The sequence below is a fragment of the Chloracidobacterium validum genome (assembly GCF_018304825.1).
GTDB classification, from domain to species: domain Bacteria; phylum Acidobacteriota; class Blastocatellia; order Chloracidobacteriales; family Chloracidobacteriaceae; genus Chloracidobacterium; species Chloracidobacterium validum.
In genome coordinates, this window is sequence record NZ_CP072648.1 from 574,331 (window position 1) to 593,575 (window position 19,245).

Genomic DNA, 19,245 nt, shown 5'->3' on the forward strand with positions numbered 1-19,245 from the left:
AGCAGGCAGTCAATCGGCAGGGGCATCGGTTGGAGATAAAACGCTCGCCGATAATATGGTCTGAGTCGGCTTTTGGGAAAGCTCAACGAGCACCCCGCCCGTGCCTTTGGGATGAACGAAAGCCACGAGGCATCCTTCAGCGCCAAGGCGTGGCGTCTCGTCAATCAACGGAATGCCCTGCGCCTTGAGGCGTGCCAGAGTGGCTTCGATGTCATCCACGCCAACACAAATGTGGTGAATGCCGCCGCCGCGTTTGCTGATAAACTTGCCCACCGGCGTTTCTGGGCCGGTCGGTTCGAGCAGCTCGATACGGCTTTCCCCAATCGGAAGCATGGCGACCCGAACCCCTTGTTCATTGACGGTCTCGGTGTGGGTGAGGGTCAGTCCAAGCGCCGCTTGGTAGAAATCCAGGGCCTTTTCTATGGATTCAACGGCGATGCCAAGGTGGTCAACGTTCATAAAACACCGGCTCGGTCTTTCTTCAAAGCGTTCTACAAAAGTACCAATCGCTTGCCCAGCGAATGGCCACTGCATATTGCACGGCGCATCACGCAAGCGCCAGTGGGTACTGCCAGTGGGTACTGCCTGAAGTGTTTCCGCCAGCCAAAGCCCTACCCAAACACTAGGAGCGGAACAAAATTTCTTCACGGTTGAAAAGGGCTGTCCCCACGGCGACTGCAATTGCCGCGTAAATAGCTGAAGACAAAAAGGTAAGGCTAAAAAAGCCGACCGTGAGCGACCCGGCGAGCGACTGCTTGATGGCCAAGGCGCAGTTGAGCAACGGAATGAGGCTCATACCAAGTGGGTTTTCATCACCGACAAACAGCGACAGCATCGCCGGCAGGATGACTACCATCACGAAGGGCAGGGAATAGGACTGGGCTTCTTTTTGGTTGCGCGCAAAGGACGACAAAATCATGAGCAGCGACGAGGTAAACAGCGTGAGCGGCAGTGTAACCAGCGTCATGACGGCCACCGCCGTATAGGAAATGGCAATTTTCCCCTGCGTGAGTTGCGCAAAGTAGCTCAATCCAATGACAAACGACCCAACGAGTCCAATAATGGTGAAAACGGCGGAAGCAAAGCTAACGGTCGTAATCGTCAGGGTCTTGCCTAGGATGATTTCGGTCCGGGTGGCCGGCGAGACCAGCAGGGTTTCCATCGTGCCCCGTTCCTTTTCGCCAGCGCCCAAGTCAAAGGCGCTGGTCATGCCGCCAAACGCCGCCGTCATCACAATGAGGTAAGGCAGCAGTGCCCCCAGGATGAGTCCACCAACGCTTTTGTCGGAAGCAACGCTGCGTTTGGCGAGTGTCGTCGGCGTGATGAGCGCCGCATCGAGGTTGAGTCGCTTGAGGCGTTCGTTGGTGGTTGTCCGGTTGAACTCATCAATCACATCCTGAATGCGCCGCATCGCCGAAATGGATTTCTCATTGGATGGGTCAAAGACGAGTTCAAGCGCGAGCGTTCCATTCGCCACAAGGGTTTGCTCGCTGTCAGCCGGCGCAATGATGGCGGCCCGCGCGGTGCGTTGCTGCACGAGGGCGTCCGCTTGGCTCGTATCCTGGACCGTAATCACCGAAAGGGACGCATCGCGCGCGATGGCTTCCCGAAGCGCTGCCGGTCCATCAACGATGGCAATCGTGAGCACCTCGGCTTTGTCCTCGGCCGCCTTTCGGTTGGCAAAGTATCCAATTACGACCAGCAGCAGAGGTGTAATCAGCAGCGGCGAGATGAAAACGCCAAACAACACGCGCTTGTCGCGCAGTGTTTCGCGCATTTCTTTCTCATAGACGAAGCCAATGCGTTGCCATGACCACGGCGAGACCGGGTGGCGGTGTGGTGGCGGTGTGCGCGGGGAAGTTGGAAAGTCGTTTGGCATGGTTGAGCGTCATTGTCCAAGGTGAATGTCTGTGGTCGCCAACGGGACTGGCGGCATCAGTTGTCGGGATCATCTGGCGCGACGAGTCGGAGAAAGACGTCTTCCAGAAAGGTCGCGCCGGTCTGGTGGCGGAGTTCGGCCAGTGTCCCCACCGCCACAAGCCGGCCAGCATGGATGATACCGATCCGGTCGCAGAGCCGTTCGGCCTCGCTCATGATGTGCGTTGAAAAAACGACTGTGCGTCCCTCGTCCCGACAGCGCCGAATGAAGCCAACAATTGTGCGTGAGGTCATCACATCGAGACCAGTTGTCGGCTCATCGAAAATCATGACCGGCGGCTCATGGATAATCGAACGGGCAATTGACGTGCGTTGTTTTTGTCCGGTCGAAAGCGTATCGCAGCGCGCCTTGGCGAAGTCGTGCATGTCGAGCGTCGTAAAGATGTTCTCGATGCGCGTTCGTAGCGTCGCGCTGTCAAGGCCGTGCAAGCGCCCGAAGTATTCCACCATCTCACGGACGGTCAGCCGACCATACAATGCCGTGGTGGTTGAGAGAAAGCCAATGTTGGCGCGAACGTTTTCGGGTTCAAGTCGGACGTCGAAGCCCGCCACATAGGCTGTGCCGTCCGTTGGTTGAAGCAATGTTCCCAGCATGCGCAACGTCGTGGTTTTGCCGGCCCCATTCGCGCCGAGGAGTCCAAAAATTTCCCCGGCCTGAACGGAGAAGCTCACGCCATCCACCGCGCGGACATCGCCCCGCTTTCGGTCCCGGTAAACTTTGACGAGGTTTTCCGCTGCAATCATGCGCGCTAGTGTGCCGGAAGTCAGCGTGCCCGGACAAGTCAGTAACGTTCACGCCATCAAACAGTTGCTCTAATGGGCAGACATCGCATAAGGCATGGCGAAGCATCAACCCCGTGACTATCGCGTTAAACCAAGGAGAATCCGGTATGTACTTTCAACGGCAGGTAAGCTGGTCTGAGTGGTGGCTTGGTGTCCTGCTCACCGCTTCGCTGGTTGTGCCGGTGGCGGCCCAGTCGGCGCCGACCGCCGCCAAAAAAGCCACCAAGCAACTCACGCTCGAAGCGCTTTTTGACCCCGTTCAGCGCGTCAACTTCTCCGGCAGCCTGCCACGGCTTGTCTGGCTGCCCGGTGGCCAGCACTACCTAGCATTTGAGGTCAACGCGCAAACCCGCCAAACTGAAGTCGTTCGGGTCGAAACTGCGACCGGTAAGCGCACACCATTTCATGACCCGGCGCGCATGCAGTCCGCGCTCGAAGCGGCCGGCATGGCGGCCGATGACAGCCGCGCCGCCGCCAGCTTGCGGACGGCGGTCTTTGACGCCGGCTTTCGCCGGGCGCTCCTCAGCGGTGACAATGACCTGTACTGCTATGACTTCGTTGCCGAACGGGCGGAGCGCCTCACCATGTCGCCCGCCGCCGCCGAAGAAGAATATGACTTCAGCCCCGATGGCAGGCGGGTCAGTTTCGTGCGTGGCAACGATCTCTTTGTTCTTGATTTGGCGGCTTCGCCCCGGACTGAGCGCCGCCTGACGCAAGACGGTTCAACGAGTATTTTCAATGGCATTCTCGATTGGGTTTACGAAGAAGAAGTCTATGGGCGCGGGAAGCGCCGTGGCTATTGGTGGGATCCGTCGGGAACGCTGCTGGCTTACCTGCGCCTGGATGACACGAATGTTCCGGTTCACATCCTGACGGATGATGTTCCCTTTCGGCAGCAGGTGGAACGGACGCACTATCCGCAGGCCGGCGATCCAAACCCGCTGGTCTCGCTTCGAGTGGTGACGGTTGATGGCGAGCAGGCGGAAGTCGGTCTGCCGGACTACCCGGCCGACGACCGTATCATCACCCGTGTGGGATGGCACCCACGCGAGGCGAACCGGCTGCTGTTCGAGGTTCAAAATCGGCGGCAAACCCGGCTTGACCTGAATGCGACGACCGTTCTGATGCTGGAGAGCATGCCACCGCAGCCGCGTCCGGCGGCCGTGGAGCGCCTGCTCCGCGAAGAAAGCACAACGGCCTGGGTCGAAGTCGTCGAGCTTCCCCTGTTTCTTCCTGACGGTTCGTTCCTCTGGCAGAGCGATGAAAGTGGCTTTCGGCATATCTATCGCCATGCCGCTGATGGAAAGCGCCTCCGCGCGCTCACGCAGGGGGAATGGGACGTGCGTGAGGTGTATGGCGTCGGAGATACCCACGTGTATTTTTCCGCTGCCGCCCACTCACCCATTGCCAACCACCTGTACCGCGTCAAGCTCGATGGTCGTGAGCTAACGCGCCTGAGCCAAACCGAGGGGACGCATGCGGCCGACTTCAATGCTGACTGTACGGCGTATTTCGATGTGTCGAGCACGGCGGCTGAACCCCCGCGCCTGAGCCTTCACCGGGCAGATGGAACGCCCATCCGGGTGGTCGCGGATAACGCTGAAGCGCGCGCCCTGGCGGATGAGTATGGCGTCGCGCGACCAGACTTCCTGCAAGTCAAAACCCGCGACGGCTTCGTGATGGAAGCCATGGTGTTGCGTCCACCGGATTTCGATCCACAGAAAAAGTATCCGGTCTGGTGTTATGCCTACAGTGGACCCGGCGCGCAGTCGGTTGTGGATCGGTGGGGCGGACAGCGCATGCTCTGGCATCAACTGCTGGCGCAGCGGGGCTATCTGGTTTGGGTATGCGACAATCGTTCGGCCAGTGGCAAGGGGATGCGTTCGATGGCCCCAGTCTATGGCAAGCTGGGCGAGTTGGAGCTGCGTGACCTTGAAGATGGCATCGCCTACCTAAAAACCTTGCCTTACGTGGACGGCAACCGGATTGGCCTGTGGGGTTGGAGTTATGGCGGCTACATGACCGCCTATGCGTTGACGCACAGCACGGCGTTCAAGTGCGGTATTGCCGGCGCGCCCGTCACGGATTGGCGCAACTACGACTCAATCTACACAGAACGCTACATGAAGCTGCCGGAGGATAACCCGGAGGGCTATGCGCGTAGCTCGGTTGTCGCGGCTGCCAAACAACTCCACGGCCCGCTGCTGCTCATCCACGGTCTGATGGATGACAACGTCCATCCGCGCAACTCCGTGCAGTTGATGGATGCGTTACAGAAAGCTGACCGTCCTTTCGACTTTCTGGCTTATCCACAGTCTCGGCATGGGGTGGTCACGCCCTACCGGGTCAAGCATCTGTATGGTCGTATGCTCGCGTTCATCGAGCGGCATCTGTAGCTTCTCAAAGCGCGGCGGAAAATCCCGCCGGGTATCGCGCCCCCGTTTCTCCCCGTCAGAGCTTTTCAGACGAAATGCTCCGGGGAACTAACCGGCTTCCGTCCGACTGCGTGACGTGGCGCTTGGAACTTCCAACCAAGGCTGTTAGACTCGCGCCTGATTGGGCACGACTTGGGCTGCGTGAGCCGGTTGAAGCGGGCAAGTAACGTGTGACGCGGTCCTTGGAGGTTGGTTCAAGATACTTTGTCGCGGAGGCAACTGGCACATGTGGGAAAGGTTGAAGCGCCTGTTCCGTTCAATTTTCGGGGGTATGATTGACGCGGCTGAAGACCCCGAACTCATTCTTCAGCAAATCATTCGAGACATGCGCGACCAGGTTCCGAAGCTCAATGAGAACGTGGCGCAGGTGATGTCGAATGAAAAGCTGCTCGAACGCGAAGTTGCCACGCTCGAACGAGAGATTCCAGAGCTTGATAGCAAGGTCAAGGCTGCTATCAAGATGGGACGCGATGATATTGCCACGACCTACATCGCCTCATTGCAGGAAAAGCAAAACACACTGACCCGTGTCAAAGAACAGCTCGTCGTCGCAAAGAAAGCTTCGCAGCAGGCGATTCGCTTTCGGGATGACTACTTGCTCAAGATGAAGCGCAAGCAGGACGAAGCCACGCAACTCATCAGCGAGAGCAAGCGCGCGCGGATGCAAGAGCAACTTGCCGCAACGATGGCCTCCTTCCAGATTGGTGACACGGCGGGTTCATTTGATGAAATGCGCGAGAAGATCAATCGGCGCGCGGCGGCGGCAGAAGCCAAGATGGAACTGTCCAACTCTGGTGTTGACGCTCAAATGATGCAGCTTGAACGTGATTCCTACAACATCCAAGCCCAGGATGCGCTCATGGCGTACAAGCGGCAGATGGGGCTGATCCCCGACGAGCCGGCGGCCCTGACGGAATCAACCGGTGGCGAGCGAACCCTGGGCCCGGCGCAAAAGAAAGCTCTGGAATAACCAGCCCTGATGGACCGTGTTTGACCGCCCAGACGCCCACCCTCTCCGTGGGCGTCTGGTGTTTGGCGCGGAACAGCCGGCCCGGCCTGCCAATCACGCTGAAAGGCGAAAGGTTGCGATGACCGGCGCGTGATCGGAAGGTCGCTCCTTGCCACGCTCGGCGCGGTCAATCGAGGCGGAAGTGCAAGCCTTGGCCAAAGCCTCAGTCGCCCAAATATGGTCAATGCGCCAGCCACGGTTACGGGCGAATCCGCCAGTCCGGTAATCCCACCAGCTATAGAGGCCTAGTGTGTCTGGATGCTGTTGACGGACACTATCCCGCAGTCCCCAGTCCTCCCAGCGTCTTAGAAAGGCATGCTCCTGAGTATGAAACATGACGGTTTCGCGGTTGCCCTCTGGATCATGGAGGTCAATGTCCGCCGGGGCGATGTTGTAATCTCCGCAGAGCAGTAGCGGCTCGCTGGATGCGAGATACCCCTTGAGAGCATTGGATAGGCGTTCGAGGAAGGCCAGTTTGTAGGCAAATTTCGGCGAACTCACCGCTTCGCCATTCGGGACATATACCGAGGCCACGCGAACCCCCCGAATGGTCGCCATCAAGAAACGACGCTGGTCGTCAGGCACATCGTCCGGCAGGCCACGCTGCACGTCCGTCTGTGACTCGAATGACAAAATGGCGACGCCATTATAGGTTTTCTGGCCGTACACGCTGGCAATATAACCAAGCTGCTCAAATGCTTCGCAGGGAAAGTCAGCATCCGGTATTTTGGTTTCCTGGAGGCACAAAACGTCCGGTTCGGTGCGTTTGAGCCAGTCCAGGACGTGCGGTAGCCGAACGCGAATGGAGTTGACGTTCCAGGTGGCGACAGTCAGTGTTTCACTCGTCATGCGCCAAAGTGTATTCGGGCATCCAATGCAAGGCAAATCGGTGAACTTTTCTGTCTATGGCGTATCAGGTTATTGCTCGCAAGTGGCGGCCTCGGCAATTTGATGATGTGGTGGGGCAAGGCGCGATCACGCGCGCTTTGCAGAATGCTCTGCGAACGGGGCGACTCCACCACGCTTACTTGTTTGCCGGCCCGCGCGGCGTTGGAAAAACGACCTGCGCCCGGCTTTTGGCGCGGGCGCTCAACTGTGTGGCTGGCCCAACCCCGCACCCCTGCGGTGAGTGTCCATCCTGCCGGGAAACGATGTCGGGTGATGCCCTTGATGTCCTGGAAATTGACGCGGCTTCCCACACCGGTGTGGACAACATCCGGGAAGTCATCCTGGCTACCGTGGGGAATCGTCCGGCACGAGACCGCTACCGGGTGTTCATCATTGACGAAGTCCACATGCTTTCGACGAGCGCCTTCAACGCCTTGCTCAAGACGCTCGAAGAGCCGCCTGCGCATGTGATGTTCATTCTGGCTACGACGGAGTTACACAAGCTCCCGGAAACGATTCTCTCGCGCTGCCAGCAGTACGAGTTCCGAACCATTGGCGTTGAGGTCATTGCCGACCGGCTGGAGCGAATTGCTGAAGCCGAGAAGATCAACATTTCACGGGCGGCACTCATTCAAATCGCCCATGCCGGTCGCGGTAGCCTGCGGGATGCGCAATCGGCTTTCGATCAAGTGCTGGCTTTTACCGGGTCGGACGCCGTTATTGACGAAGCGGACGTCCGCGAATCGCTGGGTCTGATTGGCTTGAACGTGCTCGGCGAGGTCGTGGCTGCCATCGCGGCGGCCGATGCCGCCGCCGTCGTGCGACAAGTGGAGCAACTCATCCGCGCCGGACATGACTTGCGGCAGTTTTTGCGTGAACTCATGACCTATTTGCGTCATTTGCTGGTTGCCCAAGTCGTTGGACTCGACCGCGAGTTGTTGCCGGTCGCCGACCGTGAAATGGCACTGATCGAACGCCAGTGTCGGCACTTCACGGTGGCTGACTTGGTGCGGCTTTTCTCGCTCGTGGCCGACTTGGAAACCCAGGTTCGAGCGTCTGAAGATGCGCGCCCGCTCGTTGAAGTCGGTTTGGTGAAGCTGACGCAACTTGGGCAGCTCAAACCGCTCGAAGACCTCCTGACCCGACTCAATCGGTGGTTGGACGACGGACTGCCGCCAGCCCAGTTGCCGGCGTCAACAGTTCCGTCGGTTACCCCCAAGTCGGCGTCAACCCTGAATCCACCAGCTCGCCCGTCTGGAGCAGCGGCCAGGGACCGGCCTAAAGCTTCATCGGAGCGGCCGTCCCTGCGATTGGCCGCGCCGCCGCCTGAACCACCAAGCACGGAACTTATCGAACCGTCGCCAGCCAACTTGGTCGAAGCTGAAGATTCACTCGTGGAAGGTGTAGGCGATCCCACGAATGCCGATGAGCTTTTGACGCGCCTCAAAAAGCAGGCTGAAAAAGAGCGACGCCTGCTGTCAGTTCACCTTGACTCGGTCAGGGCCGCGCGCTGGCAGGGAAATGATTTTGAGCTGCTGTTTGGACCGGGCGCAAAAGCGGCGGAGGAATATGTCGCCCAGCCACGCGAAAAGATTTACCTGCGCGAACGGCTTCAGCCGCTCGTTGGCCGGGTAGTCAACGTTGTCACGCGCCTCGACCGCGACCAAGCGCAATCCCCAGTATCCGAGCAGAAGACTCGTGAGATAGACCTGCGGGCTGAAGCCGAACGACACCCGGCCGTGAAAGAGGTTCAGAAGTCTTTTGGGGCTGAACTGTTGGAAGTCAAGCTACCACTTGAGTAGCTTTCACTTGTTCGCCCTTGGTTCAGGCTTCAGCGCAATATCTGACGTGCCGTGGCAAACACGCTATCGAGCATCGGCGCGGTCAAGCGTCCGGTCAGCGTGTTTTGCTGGCTTGGGTGGTAGCAGCCAAGCAACGTCAGGTGGTTGTCGAGTTCATGACGCGCGCCATGAGAGAAGACTGGCTTCGGGGTAGGGATAGATACGCCAAGCTGGCGCATCGTTTTGAGTAAGTGCTCAAAGGCAAACCGACCGAGTGCCACGATGACGCGCACTTGGGTTAGTGCGCGCATTTCACGCGCTAGAAACGGCAAACACTGCCTTGCCTCGTCCGGGCTTGGGCGGTTGTCGGGTGGTGCGCAGCGAACCACCGCGCAAACGTAGCAGTCTGCAAGCTGCAAGCCATCATCCAGATGGGTCGAGGTCGGCTGATTGGCGAATCCAGACCGATGTAGCGCGCGAAAGAGCCAGTCTCCACTCCGGTCGCCGGTGAAGATGCGCCCAGTCCGGTTGCCGCCATGGGCGGCCGGCGCCAGTCCAACCACGAGCAGCTTGGCGCGCGGGTCTCCGAACCCGGGCACGGGTTTTCCCCAATAGGCGTCAGCCCGAAAGCGACGTACTTTCTCCAGCGCCACCTGCTCACGCCAAGTCACCAAACGCGGACAGCTTCGGCAAGCTATGATCTCTTGCCGAAGCTGCTCCAAGTGCCGCAAGTTTTCAGCCTGGGGCTTGACTATACCGCGGTGAGCCATTCGTGCCGGTCTTCGCGCTCCCCTTGAATGATGCCGAAGTAGGCATCCTGAAGCTGTTTGGTGATTGGACCACGCTTGCCTTCGCCAATCTTGATTTTGTCGAGGGTGCGGGCCGGCGTGATTTCACAGGCCGTACCAGTGAGGAACATTTCATCGGCAATGTAGAGTTCTTCACGCAGGATGCTCCGTTCGACGACTGGAATGCCCAGGTCTTCGCACAGGCGCATGACGGCGTCGCGGGTAATGCCCGGAAGCACCGCCCGCCCAATAGGAGGCGTGATGACCGTGCCATCGCGCACCATGAAGATGTTTTCCCCACTGCCCTCGCTGACATAACCGGCTGCGTCGAGCGCAATGCCCTCAGCGTAGCCGTTGACGATGGCTTCCATCTTGATGAGTTGGGAGTTCATGTAGTTAGCCCCGGCCTTGGCTGTGGTGGGAAGCGTATTGGGTGACATCCGCGCCCACGAGGACGTGCACAGGTCAACCCCGGCTTCAAGGGCGTCGCTGCCAAGATACCGTCCCCAGGGAAAGCAGATGATGTAGGTCTCGACCGGCGCGGGAAAAGGGTTGACGCCAAACGCCCCATAGCCCCGGAAGACAATCGGGCGCACGTAGCACTGCTGGAGCTTGTTGACCCGTACGGTTTCAATACAGGCCGTGAAAATTTGTTCCATGGTGAATGGAATGGTCATCCGATAGATATGGCAGGAGTCAAACAAGCGGCGAACGTGCTCACGCAGGCGGACGAGCCGCGGCCCGCGTGGCGTTTGATAGCAGCGAATCCCCTCGAACACTGAGGAGCCATAATGGATGACGTGCGACATGACGTGAATGCGCGCGTCCTCCCACGGGAGCAGTTTGCCGTTGTGCCAGATTTTTTCGGACGTTTCGAGTGCCATGGTCGGTTCCTCCGTGGAAAGCGAGACCGAGCCAGCCGCGCGTCGGCTACATCCAAGACTAGCTCGCCCAGCGCCCCGAAAACTTACAGGATTTTTTTGCCAAGCGCGGAAAGAAGAAGTTCTGCGCCAAGTTCGCCGGTTCGATTATGGGTATCGAGAACGGCATTAATCTCGACCATCTCGACCGAGAGCATGTTGCCCGAATCGTGAATTTTCTCCATCGCTAAGTGGCTTTCACGATAGGTGCCGCCGCCTGGAACAGGCGTTCCAACACCTGGAGCATAATACGGATCAACGAAGTCCATGTCGAATGTCGCGTGAAAGCCAATGGTGTGGCGCGTCACGAGGTCAAGCGCTTCATCCATGACCGCGCTCATGCCGCGCTCATCGAGGTCACGCATGGTGTAAACCCGCAGTCCTAATTGACGCGCCAATTGACGCTCGCCGTCATCAATTTGACGCACGCCAATAATAGCACAGTCTTCCGGGCGAACCTTGGGTGCAAAACCCCCGATCTGCGTCAAAAGGGCAGGCCCATAACCGAGCAATACAGCCAGCGGCATACCATGAATGTTGCCCGATGGTGAAGATTCTGGAGTATTGATGTCGGCGTGGGCATCAATCCAGATAATACCAATCCGGTGGCCGCGTCGCCGGTAATAGGCGGCAATCCCCGCAACGCTACCAATCGCAATCGAGTGGTCCCCGCCAAGCACAACTGGTAGCGCGCCCTGTTCGAGAATCGCTTCAACGTGATTGGCCAGAATCTCATTTGATTTTGCCACTTCGGATAAGTACTTGTGCCGAGCATCGGTGTCAGTCACCCGGCGCATTTCGGCCAGTGCCACTGGGACGTTCCCGATGTCTTCGACGGTGTAGCCCAGTTCGGTCAACTTGGCGCTCAGACCGGCGATGCGCACGACGGATGGCCCCATATCCACCCCACGCCGGTCTGCCCCCAAGTCCATGGGGACACCGACAATGGTTGCCTTGCGCTGCCGGGAAGGATGGTTGTTTGCCATGGAGAACCTCCAGCAAGTCCTTGGGCGCGCGGCATGTGGAATGGCTTGCCCCTGACGAAAAAGGTGCGCCCTCGGGCTAAAAGGATTTGACTTTGCGGAAGCGCCAGCGATTGAGCCAGCCGGCAAGCCGAGTCCGTAGGCGACGCCAGAAAGTGGTCAGGTCTTGGCGGACGCCGTTGCTTTCAATCCGCAGCACGCGCCCAATGACATTCGAGACCGGAACCGATACGTCTAACTCTTCCGCCGCATCGCCGCGTGTCACGACGTACAGGGTCGCATGACGCTGTTCAAAGCGCAGGATACGATGAACGACAGCGGTCTGGCTGCTCGTGCACAGAAGCACGATGTCCCCGGCGCCAAGTTGCGCTGTGGAGATTTGCTCAATCGTAAGCCAATCGCCGTCGGCAATGGTCGGGCGCATGGCGCTCCCATTGACCCGAAAACGATAGAAACCCTCCCGCAGGAGTTCAGCGCGGGCCGTCCGTAAAATGTCAGGCGATTCTAAGGTGTGCTCTCGGATTGGAGACGCTTTTGTTTTCCCGGTCGTCCGCATGCGCCACGCCCCACCGGATGGTAAGAATGGGTAGTATTCTCAAGGTTATAGCCAAGGCATATTAGTTTGAGCCACGGCTGCATTTCAATCTGACTGGTCATCTTTTAGCTGGTCATCTTTGCGCCCAGCCGCTATCGCTGACTTAAGACTTTGCCAAGTTTGAAGTCAAGTGCGTCGGTAAGCGGCTGGGGCCACGACGGTGGCATTGCCGCCGCGGGTTGTCACGTGGGCTAGCGCATCCTGGAGGACTGAAACAAACTTGTTGAACGGCATGCCTTCAAACAAAGGAAGATCGCTCGTAACGGCAACGCTGATGGTCACGACCCGATGTGGCGACGCCGCATGCGGGATGCCTTTGTTCTGGATGGACTGTCGCAGGGCTTCCGCCTGAGCATAGGCCTGATCGGCGTCCGCATCTGGAATGAGCACAAAGAACCCCTCATTCGGGTCATAGGCGGCCATCCCGCCTGACTCAGCGAGTTGCGCATCAAAGAGTCCGGCGACGATTTCCAGGCACGGCTGGCGGAAAGCCACTGGGTATGATTCAAAGAAATCAAGTCGCGCCAAGCAAAGCGCTAGTGGGTAGCCGTGGCGGGCAGCGCGTGTCCACTCCCGCTCATGGAGCTTCTGAAACTGGGCTGGGGTGAGAAGCTCACCGAGCCGACTTGTGCTGAACGGCATTTCGCTTGGTGGCCCTGGTGTCAGCAAGTTGCCCAACCCGCCTGGTATTTCAAAAGAAAGGGGTGGTGGGGCTGTCACGCTCGGCGGCGCCACCGGTAGCAACTCGGCCTGAGGGTCGAGCGCCAAAGCTTCGGCGCGCAAGTCGGCTGCCTTGTCGCTGTCGCCGCGGGATTGGTAAAGCCGCGCCAAGACCATGCACTCACGGGCTGCATCCGTTTGGCGTCCGGCGTCCAGGTAGAGTTCCTTGAGCTGGAGGCGGGTTTCGATGGCGTCTGGCTGGGAGGCGGCCATGCGTTCGACGAGTGCCAGCCGGGCCTGCATCAGTTCAGGGTTTTGAGCCAGCAGGCTATCGAGCAACGCGACGCTATACTCACCAGAAGTCGTATCGGCGCGGTTCGGCGTGGGGGCTGAACTGGCTTTGGCGCCTGCCTCAGATGCCGTGGTCATGCGGTCGTAGTAACCGGCTGCTGAAGGCGACTCGAAGCCTTCGGGAAATCCGGCCGATGGGGGTGGCTCGGCTTGCTCAGGCTTCTGGCTGGTTAGGGCTTCAAGTCGCTGCCGCGCCTTGCGGCTGGGTTGGTAGTGGATGGATTGTTCAAGCGCCCGGATGGCATCCGCTTCACGACCGGCGTCAAGGTAAGCCTGGGCCAAGAGGTCAAGCGTGCTGGCCAGCTTACGCTTTTCGCCAACCCGCTCATACGCCTCAGCCAGGCACTCAATGGCCGGAATGTGGTTCGGTTGGTGTTCGATGATGCTCCGAAGCAGCGCCGTCGCGCGTTTTTTCTGTCCCCGGTCAATGATGATACCCAACAGGCTACGGACAATCTGAACGGCGCGGTCGGGCTGTCCGTGTTGAACGCAGGCTTCGGCGACTTCGAGGCGGTGTTCAAAGCGGCTTTGATCAATGGCATACAGGCGGTCGAACGTGGCTTCGGCCGCGTCGAGTTCGCCGCTCCGAAGATAAGCGCGCCCCAAAATCACAGTGAGGTCAAGGTTATTTGGCGTACGACGAATCTGTTGTTGAATGCGCTCGTAACCGATCAACGCTTGTCCAGCCGCGGTGCACGTTTCCGCGTAGCCGTCAAGCGCGCTGGTGCTGTCTGGGTGGATGGCCATCGCCCGGTCGTAGGCGGCCAGCGAACCTTCCCAATCCTGGCTGCCCCGGAGGACGGCTCCGGCAGCCAGAAACTGCTCAAAAGCATCAGTTCGTTGACCAGCCCGCACATAGGCTTCCGCCAAGTCCAGTTTGATTCGTCCATCGGCAGGATCAAGTTTGGCCAGTTCGCGCAGTGCGGAAATCAGCGTTCCATCCGCGCCTTGTTTACGAGCGACGTCAACGGCCAGCCGATAGGCTTGTTTGGCGTCAGCCAATGTGCCTTGTTTTCGATGGAGGTTTCCCAGCGCCAAGGGATACTCTGGCCGCTCCGGCTGAAGTCGGGTAACTTTTCTGTAGAGTGCAATCGCCTGGGGTAACTGTTGTTGGCGGACGTAATGCTCAGCGACAAAGACAAACCGTTCAGCGGCTTCGTCGGTGCGGTTCACCCGTTGGTATAGGTCGCCCAGAATGTTGGCGATGGTGATATCCCGTGGGTCGGTGCGCGCCACGAGTTCATAGTCCTTGATAGCCGCATCGAGCTTGCCTTGCTGGGCATGCTTTTCAGCCTGCTTCAGTGTCTTTTCGCGGTCAAACGAGCGGGAGAATAGGGCCATAGCCGTCTCCGTGTGTTATGGAAGTGAGGTCAGTGATTGCTTAGTGGTCTCAAGATACGTACGACTTCCTGCGCCGTTGGGCGGGCAGACGGGACTTTGTGCAGCATGCGCATCGTAACAGCTTCGAGAATGGGTGGCACATCTGGGGCAAAGCTCGCTAGTGGCGGGGGCGCGCTCTGCAAGTGAGCTGTCATCAGTGCTGCCACATTGCCGTTCTCGGCCGTGAAGGGAGGCCGCCCGGCGAGAATTTCATAGGCCACGACCCCCAGGCTGTAGATGTCCGCCCGCCCATCGTAGGGCAGAAAGCTGAGTCGCTCCGGCGGCATGTACTTGGGTGTTCCGACAATCAACCCGCGGGTGGCTTCTGGGTGGAAGCCGTCCTCGCCCATCAGTTTGGCGAGTCCAAAGTCAAGCAGTTTGACAACTTCGCCGGTTGGTGGGCGATGCAGAAAAATGTTATCCGGCTTGATGTCGCGGTGAACGATGTGCATGGCGTGGGCTTCAACCAGCACTGAGGCGACTGGAAGGATGATCTCCAGGCAGCGTTGAGCGGACATTTGCCCCAATCGCTTGAGTTCCTGCCCAAGGGTCGCGCCGTGCAGAATTTCCATCACCAAGTAGGCAAATCCATTTGAGGAAATGCCAAAATCGAGGACATTGACGGCGTTGGGATGCTGGACCCGGCAGGCCGATATTCCCTCTCGTTTGAACCGTTCGAGTTCCTCGGGCGTGACGCTCCCGCCGCGCGGCTGCAAAATCTTGACCGCGACCGAGGTGTTCAGCGCCAGGTGGGTTGCTTCATAGACCGCGCCGTAGCCACCAGCCCCGATCTTTCGTTCGAGCCGGTAGCGTCCATCGAGAACGGTTCCGGGCAAGGCTTCCGTGTAGGCCGAAAAAATTGTTTGCGCCCGCGCCTGGGACTGCAACAACGCTTCCTGAGCGCGAACTAGGGCTTGATTCTTTTCAAGCAGCTCACGGTTTTTGGCCTCAAGCTCGTGCTGGATGCGGAGGAGGCGACTCTGGGTGGTGTCGCCAATCCCGGTCATCTTGACGGCTTGCTTGAGGAGCGCACGATACTTTTTCGTCAGCTCTGAAAACTGATGCTGCCATTCTTCAGGTTTGGCAAGACCTTCAGCCGCTATTCGCTCGGCCGTGGTTAGAACGGCAAACTCCGTGGCAAAGACTTCTTCAGCGGCTGTTTTGGGTTTTGGTTCAGGCATGCGACCGTCAGGAGGGGATCGCTACAAATTTGAATGGAATCGAGAAGTCTTCGGCAAACTCTTCCCCGTGTTCTTTCATGTCGTCGTCGTCTTCGTAGTAGTGCCAGTTCATGACGACGGGGCGTCCTGATCTCACGGCATTTTCGACCATTTCCAGAATCGTGATGATGCACTTTGAGGAACTGGTATTGAAGTAGTCCAAACGGAAGTTGAACGTAACCGGCGTAGAAGACTCATTCAGAAAACGGGATAGCCACTCCAGCACCGGTTGATAGAAGTGCATCGCATTTTCGGGGTAGGAGTCGCCTTCCATTTCGAGAACGCCGGTTGTGGCGTCGAAAGCGATACGTGGCGTCGCCTTGGCTTTCTCGATGACCAGATTTTCCATGGATCCACTCTCTTCAGATGGTTGGCTTTTTGGGGTGGCCGCAACCGCGACCAGCGCCAGTGTGAAGCATGCTTCAACACAGAGTTTTGCACTGAACACCGGTTGATTGATTCAGAGCCAACAATAAACGAAGTCTGTCCAGACTGCAAAATAGTAAGGACACGGCTTGTTCTTGAGCCGGTTACCTACCAGTTGGCTACGGTGAGTGCCGGCTACGCTGGCCACCGCGCGTAAAAATCTGCCAGCTCTGGTAGATGCAGGGTATGTCCCAGTTCTGTGATCCGCGCTTGGCAATCTGGTTCTGAACCGTAGGGCGGCGGGTGGAGGCGGGCGTCGCCGCGCGCCACGGTTTTGACCGTCAGAAGACCGCGCCGTCCTCCACGGCGGGCCTGCCAGTGAACATACAGACGCAGCCCATTCCAGGCAATGAAGACGTTTGGGCCGGGCAACAGGCCGAGGAGTAAGGTGATGGGGAGTAACCCGATGTTGAGCCAAAACCCTCGCTCGTGGACGCCAACCCGCGCCGCAAGCCACTGTCTCCATTGGCTTTGGATGGCTTCGTCAGCCAATTCCCCATCATGGATGAGTTCGACGGCATCAGCGTGTCCAATGGCCCGCAGCAGCCCTTCACCGGGATGGGTCCACCGCTCAAGCCACTGCCAGACCCGCCGGATGCCACGCCAGAACCGGTTGGGTGGCTCATGCAAGAGCGTCTGGGCCGCGTCGTGAATGCGATGAACCCGGTGCAGTAGCTTGTCCAGAAAACCACTTGGTGGTCTTTCATCATAGGCGGTCAACATTTCGGGCGGCGCATAAAATACCCAGCCCCGCATCTGGCAACGGATGACATAGACTCGAATGACACGTCGTTGTTTCACGACTCACCACGCTCCGTCGTCAGGGCGCGCCAGGCCGTTGCAAGTCGCCAGATGTCCTGGAAGCTGTTGTAAAGCGGCGCTACGGCGCAGCGCAGGATGTCTGGTTCGCGCACATCCACAATGACGCCATGGCTTTGCAGCCAGTTCGCCAATCGGCGCGGCTCAGGCACGCGCCACGAAAGCTGGCCGCCCCGCAGTGCCGGGGCGCGTGGGGTCAAGAGCTGGAGATTGAGTCCATCGAGGAGCGCCAGAGCGTACTCGGTCAGCCGCAGTGATTTGGCCCGTAGCCGCGCCATTTTCGCCTGGTGGAACAAATCCAATGAGGCCCGCAGCGCCGCCATGGACAAAATCGGCAGATTGCTGAGTTGCCAGCCCGCCGCGCCGGGAGCCAGTTCGTAGGTGTCCGGCATCAGAAAGCGCGTGTCGGAACGGTGTCCCCACCAGCCGACCAAGCGCGGCAGGTCAAACCGACGGGCATGCCGGGCGTGAACAAAGAAGCCGGCGACCGCCCCAGGCCCGGCATTGACGTACTTGTAGTGACACCAGACCGCGCAATCCACATTCCAGTCATGTAACGCCAACGGGACGTTGCCAATGGCATGGGCCGCGTCAACACACACGACACAGCCCTTGGCATGGGCGAGTTCAACGATGGGGGCGATGTCAAAAAACTGTCCGGTGGCGTAATTGACGGCTGCCAGCAGAACGACCGCAACTTGGTCGCCTTCCCGATCCAGTTGCTCCAGCATATCTTCCGTGCGTAGCAGGTCCTCACCGGGCCGGGGACGGATTTCAACAATGGCTTCCTGGGCGTTGAAGCCGTGGAAGGCCGCTTGACTGGCTGCCGCGTAACGGTCAGAAGGAAAGGGACGCGCTTCGAGCATGATTTTGAAGCGTTGCTGGGTTGGGCGATAAAACGACGCCATGAGCAGGTGTAAATTGACGGTCAGCCCGTTGGCGATGGCGACTTCCTCCGGTTGCGCGCCGACGAGTTCGGCGACCAAGGGCAGCAAGTCGGCCGCATAGTCAGCCCAGGGATGCGGCGGCGTGAAATGGCCGGCAACGCCCAGCGACGCCCAGCGATCGAGTTCGGCCAGGACGGCTTGCCGAACCGTTTTGGGTTGCAATCCAAGTGAATGACCGCAGAAATAGTGTTGTGGCTGCCCGGTTGACGGGGCGATGGGCAGGCAAAAATGCTCACGGAAGCTGGCGAGTTCGTCAGCTTGGTCTTGTTCGCGGGCAAAGGTTTCATCGGCGCGAAAACGAAAGTCCATCATAACCATCCGTGGGGTGTGAGCGGGGGAAGTGACGTGCAGCTGCCACGTCCCTAGCGTATAACGGCTGGGCGGTTGAGGTGCAATGTCAGTGACACTGGGTGAACTCGTCAAGGAAGGCGCTCAACGCCTGGCCGCCGGTCAGGTTCCAGACCCCTACCGAACGGCGGTCCACTTGGTCCGGGAAACTTTGGAGGTTGACGCTGCCAAGCTCATTGCCCATCCCGAACACCAAGTGGATGAGGACGTGGTCGCCTTGGTTCGGCAAGCGTTCGCGCGTCGCGCCGGCGGTGAGCCGTTACAATACATCACGGGGCGACAGTCGTTCTACGGACGCACGTTTCAGGTTACGTCGGATGTGCTCATCCCACGCCCAGAAACCGAGCTACTGGTGGAGGCGGTGCTTGACTACACTCGTGGCCAGGTGCGAACCGACTGGCGCGTCCTCGATGTAGGAACTGGGTCCGGCTGTTTGGCGGTGACACTGGCGGCTGAACTGCCCGGCGCTCAGGTGTGGGCCGTGGATATTTCACCGGCCGCGCTGGCTGTCGCCACCGCCAACGCGCAATGCCAGGGGGTTGCCGAGCGCGTTGCATTCGTCGAAAGCGACTGGCTATCGGCATTGCCGACAGACACGCCGCCATTCGACATCATCGTATCGAACCCGCCATACATCGCCGAACATGAGTTCACCGGGCTACAACGCGAGGTGCGCGATCACGAGCCATACGTCGCCCTCATTGCCGGACCGTCCGGGACTGAGGCTTACGAGCGACTCCTATCCGAGCTGCCACCATGGCTTGCGCCAGGCGGTATCCTGGCGTGCGAAGTTGGTTTTGGTCAGGCCACACAGGTCGGCGCGCTCGCCGAAATCCACGGCTGGCAGGTGCAGCGCGTCATGAACGATCTCCAAGGTATTCCACGTGCGTTGCTGTTTACGCCGTTACCGATGTGGTGGACAATCAACGAGCGCGTCAACTACCCACCTGGGTCGTCAAGCGACACATACTGAC

At 59.0% G+C, this 19,245-nt stretch carries 17 protein-coding genes; 4 read left to right on the top strand and 13 right to left on the bottom strand.

What is annotated here, in order from left to right; all coding sequences use genetic code 11:
• Positions 1-9 precede the first annotated feature (9 nt).
• The 3 genes from mce to J8C06_RS02405 form a co-directional block, all read right to left on the bottom strand.
• On the bottom strand, positions 10-459 hold the full coding sequence (gene mce / locus J8C06_RS02395) for a methylmalonyl-CoA epimerase (protein ID WP_211429201.1): 450 nt from the start codon (positions 457-459) through the stop codon (positions 10-12).
• Positions 460-622: 163 nt separating this feature from the next.
• Positions 623-1,879 (bottom strand): ABC transporter permease, encoded by a 1,257-nt coding sequence (locus tag J8C06_RS02400; protein ID WP_211429202.1) that lies wholly within the window; start codon positions 1,877-1,879, stop codon positions 623-625.
• Positions 1,880-1,935: 56 nt separating this feature from the next.
• On the bottom strand, positions 1,936-2,682 hold the full coding sequence (locus J8C06_RS02405; protein WP_211429203.1) for an ABC transporter ATP-binding protein: 747 nt from the start codon (positions 2,680-2,682) through the stop codon (positions 1,936-1,938).
• 146 nt (positions 2,683-2,828) lie between these two features.
• Here J8C06_RS02405 and J8C06_RS02410 point away from each other — a divergent pair, with 146 nt between their 5' ends.
• Both J8C06_RS02410 and J8C06_RS02415 read left to right on the top strand, forming a co-directional pair.
• Positions 2,829-5,117: a S9 family peptidase gene (locus tag J8C06_RS02410; RefSeq protein WP_211429204.1), complete on the top strand. Its 2,289-nt coding sequence runs from the start codon at positions 2,829-2,831 to the stop codon at positions 5,115-5,117.
• Between the two features lie 265 nt (positions 5,118-5,382).
• On the top strand, positions 5,383-6,126 hold the full coding sequence (locus J8C06_RS02415; RefSeq protein WP_211429205.1) for a PspA/IM30 family protein: 744 nt from the start codon (positions 5,383-5,385) through the stop codon (positions 6,124-6,126).
• Positions 6,127-6,219: 93 nt separating this feature from the next.
• On the opposite strand, the gene xth is transcribed toward J8C06_RS02415, so the two are convergent.
• The gene (xth, locus tag J8C06_RS02420; RefSeq protein ID WP_246602065.1) at positions 6,220-7,014 is read right to left on the bottom strand and encodes an exodeoxyribonuclease III; all 795 of its coding nucleotides are present in this window, start codon (positions 7,012-7,014) and stop codon (positions 6,220-6,222) included.
• A 56-nt stretch (positions 7,015-7,070) separates the two neighbouring features.
• Between xth and dnaX the strand changes: the two genes are divergently transcribed.
• Positions 7,071-8,855 carry a DNA polymerase III subunit gamma/tau gene (gene dnaX / locus J8C06_RS02425; protein ID WP_211429206.1) on the top strand — a complete coding sequence of 595 codons (1,785 nt, stop codon included), beginning with the start codon at positions 7,071-7,073 and terminating at the stop codon, positions 8,853-8,855.
• 29 nt (positions 8,856-8,884) lie between these two features.
• On the opposite strand, the gene J8C06_RS02430 is transcribed toward dnaX, so the two are convergent.
• The 9 genes from J8C06_RS02430 to kynU form a co-directional block, all read right to left on the bottom strand.
• The gene (locus J8C06_RS02430; RefSeq protein WP_343216869.1) at positions 8,885-9,433 is read right to left on the bottom strand and encodes a uracil-DNA glycosylase; all 549 of its coding nucleotides are present in this window, start codon (positions 9,431-9,433) and stop codon (positions 8,885-8,887) included.
• Positions 9,434-9,585: 152 nt separating this feature from the next.
• Positions 9,586-10,506 carry a branched-chain amino acid transaminase gene (locus J8C06_RS02435; protein ID WP_211429208.1) on the bottom strand — a complete coding sequence of 307 codons (921 nt, stop codon included), beginning with the start codon at positions 10,504-10,506 and terminating at the stop codon, positions 9,586-9,588.
• A gap of 83 nt (positions 10,507-10,589) precedes the next feature.
• The gene (rocF, locus tag J8C06_RS02440) at positions 10,590-11,528 is read right to left on the bottom strand and encodes an arginase (RefSeq protein ID WP_211429209.1); all 939 of its coding nucleotides are present in this window, start codon (positions 11,526-11,528) and stop codon (positions 10,590-10,592) included.
• A 76-nt stretch (positions 11,529-11,604) separates the two neighbouring features.
• Entirely contained in the window at positions 11,605-12,081 is a 477-nt protein-coding gene (locus tag J8C06_RS02445) for a S24/S26 family peptidase (protein WP_211429210.1), read from the bottom strand.
• A 165-nt stretch (positions 12,082-12,246) separates the two neighbouring features.
• Entirely contained in the window at positions 12,247-14,472 is a 2,226-nt protein-coding gene (locus tag J8C06_RS02450) for a tetratricopeptide repeat protein (protein WP_211429211.1), read from the bottom strand.
• Positions 14,473-14,501: 29 nt separating this feature from the next.
• Complete coding sequence (locus tag J8C06_RS02455; protein WP_211429212.1) at positions 14,502-15,692, bottom strand: serine/threonine-protein kinase; 1,191 nt, start codon at positions 15,690-15,692, stop codon at positions 14,502-14,504.
• A 7-nt stretch (positions 15,693-15,699) separates the two neighbouring features.
• On the bottom strand, positions 15,700-16,080 hold the full coding sequence (locus J8C06_RS02460; protein ID WP_211429213.1) for a DUF1987 domain-containing protein: 381 nt from the start codon (positions 16,078-16,080) through the stop codon (positions 15,700-15,702).
• Positions 16,081-16,292: 212 nt separating this feature from the next.
• Complete coding sequence (locus J8C06_RS02465; RefSeq protein ID WP_211429214.1) at positions 16,293-16,958, bottom strand: hypothetical protein; 666 nt, start codon at positions 16,956-16,958, stop codon at positions 16,293-16,295.
• A complete protein-coding gene (gene kynU, locus J8C06_RS02470; protein WP_455423708.1) occupies positions 16,955-18,235 on the bottom strand; it encodes a kynureninase in 1,281 nt (426 codons plus the stop codon). Before kynU ends, J8C06_RS02465 begins: the two co-directional genes overlap by 4 nt.
• Before the next feature lie 82 nt (positions 18,236-18,317).
• On the opposite strand from kynU, the gene prmC reads away from it, so the two are divergent.
• Positions 18,318-19,244 (top strand): peptide chain release factor N(5)-glutamine methyltransferase, encoded by a 927-nt coding sequence (prmC, locus tag J8C06_RS02475; RefSeq protein ID WP_211429215.1) that lies wholly within the window; start codon positions 18,318-18,320, stop codon positions 19,242-19,244.
• Position 19,245 lies beyond the last annotated feature (1 nt).

What these genes read in the sequence shown, in the direction of transcription:
- dnaX (WP_211429206.1), top strand. Translation starts at nt 7,071, where the DNA reads ATGGCGTATCAGGTTATTGCTCGCAAGTGGCGGCCTCGGCAATTTGAT.
- prmC (WP_211429215.1), top strand. Translation starts at nt 18,318, where the DNA reads ATGTCAGTGACACTGGGTGAACTCGTCAAGGAAGGCGCTCAACGCCTG.
- J8C06_RS02445 (WP_211429210.1), bottom strand. Translation starts at nt 12,081, where the DNA reads ATGCGGACGACCGGGAAAACAAAAGCGTCTCCAATCCGAGAGCACACC.
- J8C06_RS02435 (WP_211429208.1), bottom strand. Translation starts at nt 10,506, where the DNA reads ATGGCACTCGAAACGTCCGAAAAAATCTGGCACAACGGCAAACTGCTC.
- rocF (WP_211429209.1), bottom strand. Translation starts at nt 11,528, where the DNA reads ATGGCAAACAACCATCCTTCCCGGCAGCGCAAGGCAACCATTGTCGGT.
- J8C06_RS02455 (WP_211429212.1), bottom strand. Translation starts at nt 15,692, where the DNA reads ATGCCTGAACCAAAACCCAAAACAGCCGCTGAAGAAGTCTTTGCCACG.
- mce (WP_211429201.1), bottom strand. Translation starts at nt 459, where the DNA reads ATGAACGTTGACCACCTTGGCATCGCCGTTGAATCCATAGAAAAGGCC.
- J8C06_RS02410 (WP_211429204.1), top strand. Translation starts at nt 2,829, where the DNA reads ATGTACTTTCAACGGCAGGTAAGCTGGTCTGAGTGGTGGCTTGGTGTC.
- J8C06_RS02415 (WP_211429205.1), top strand. Translation starts at nt 5,383, where the DNA reads ATGTGGGAAAGGTTGAAGCGCCTGTTCCGTTCAATTTTCGGGGGTATG.
- J8C06_RS02450 (WP_211429211.1), bottom strand. Translation starts at nt 14,472, where the DNA reads ATGGCCCTATTCTCCCGCTCGTTTGACCGCGAAAAGACACTGAAGCAG.
- xth (WP_246602065.1), bottom strand. Translation starts at nt 7,014, where the DNA reads ATGACGAGTGAAACACTGACTGTCGCCACCTGGAACGTCAACTCCATT.
- J8C06_RS02460 (WP_211429213.1), bottom strand. Translation starts at nt 16,080, where the DNA reads ATGGAAAATCTGGTCATCGAGAAAGCCAAGGCGACGCCACGTATCGCT.
- J8C06_RS02405 (WP_211429203.1), bottom strand. Translation starts at nt 2,682, where the DNA reads ATGATTGCAGCGGAAAACCTCGTCAAAGTTTACCGGGACCGAAAGCGG.
- J8C06_RS02400 (WP_211429202.1), bottom strand. Translation starts at nt 1,879, where the DNA reads ATGCCAAACGACTTTCCAACTTCCCCGCGCACACCGCCACCACACCGC.
- kynU (WP_455423708.1), bottom strand. Translation starts at nt 18,235, where the DNA reads ATGATGGACTTTCGTTTTCGCGCCGATGAAACCTTTGCCCGCGAACAA.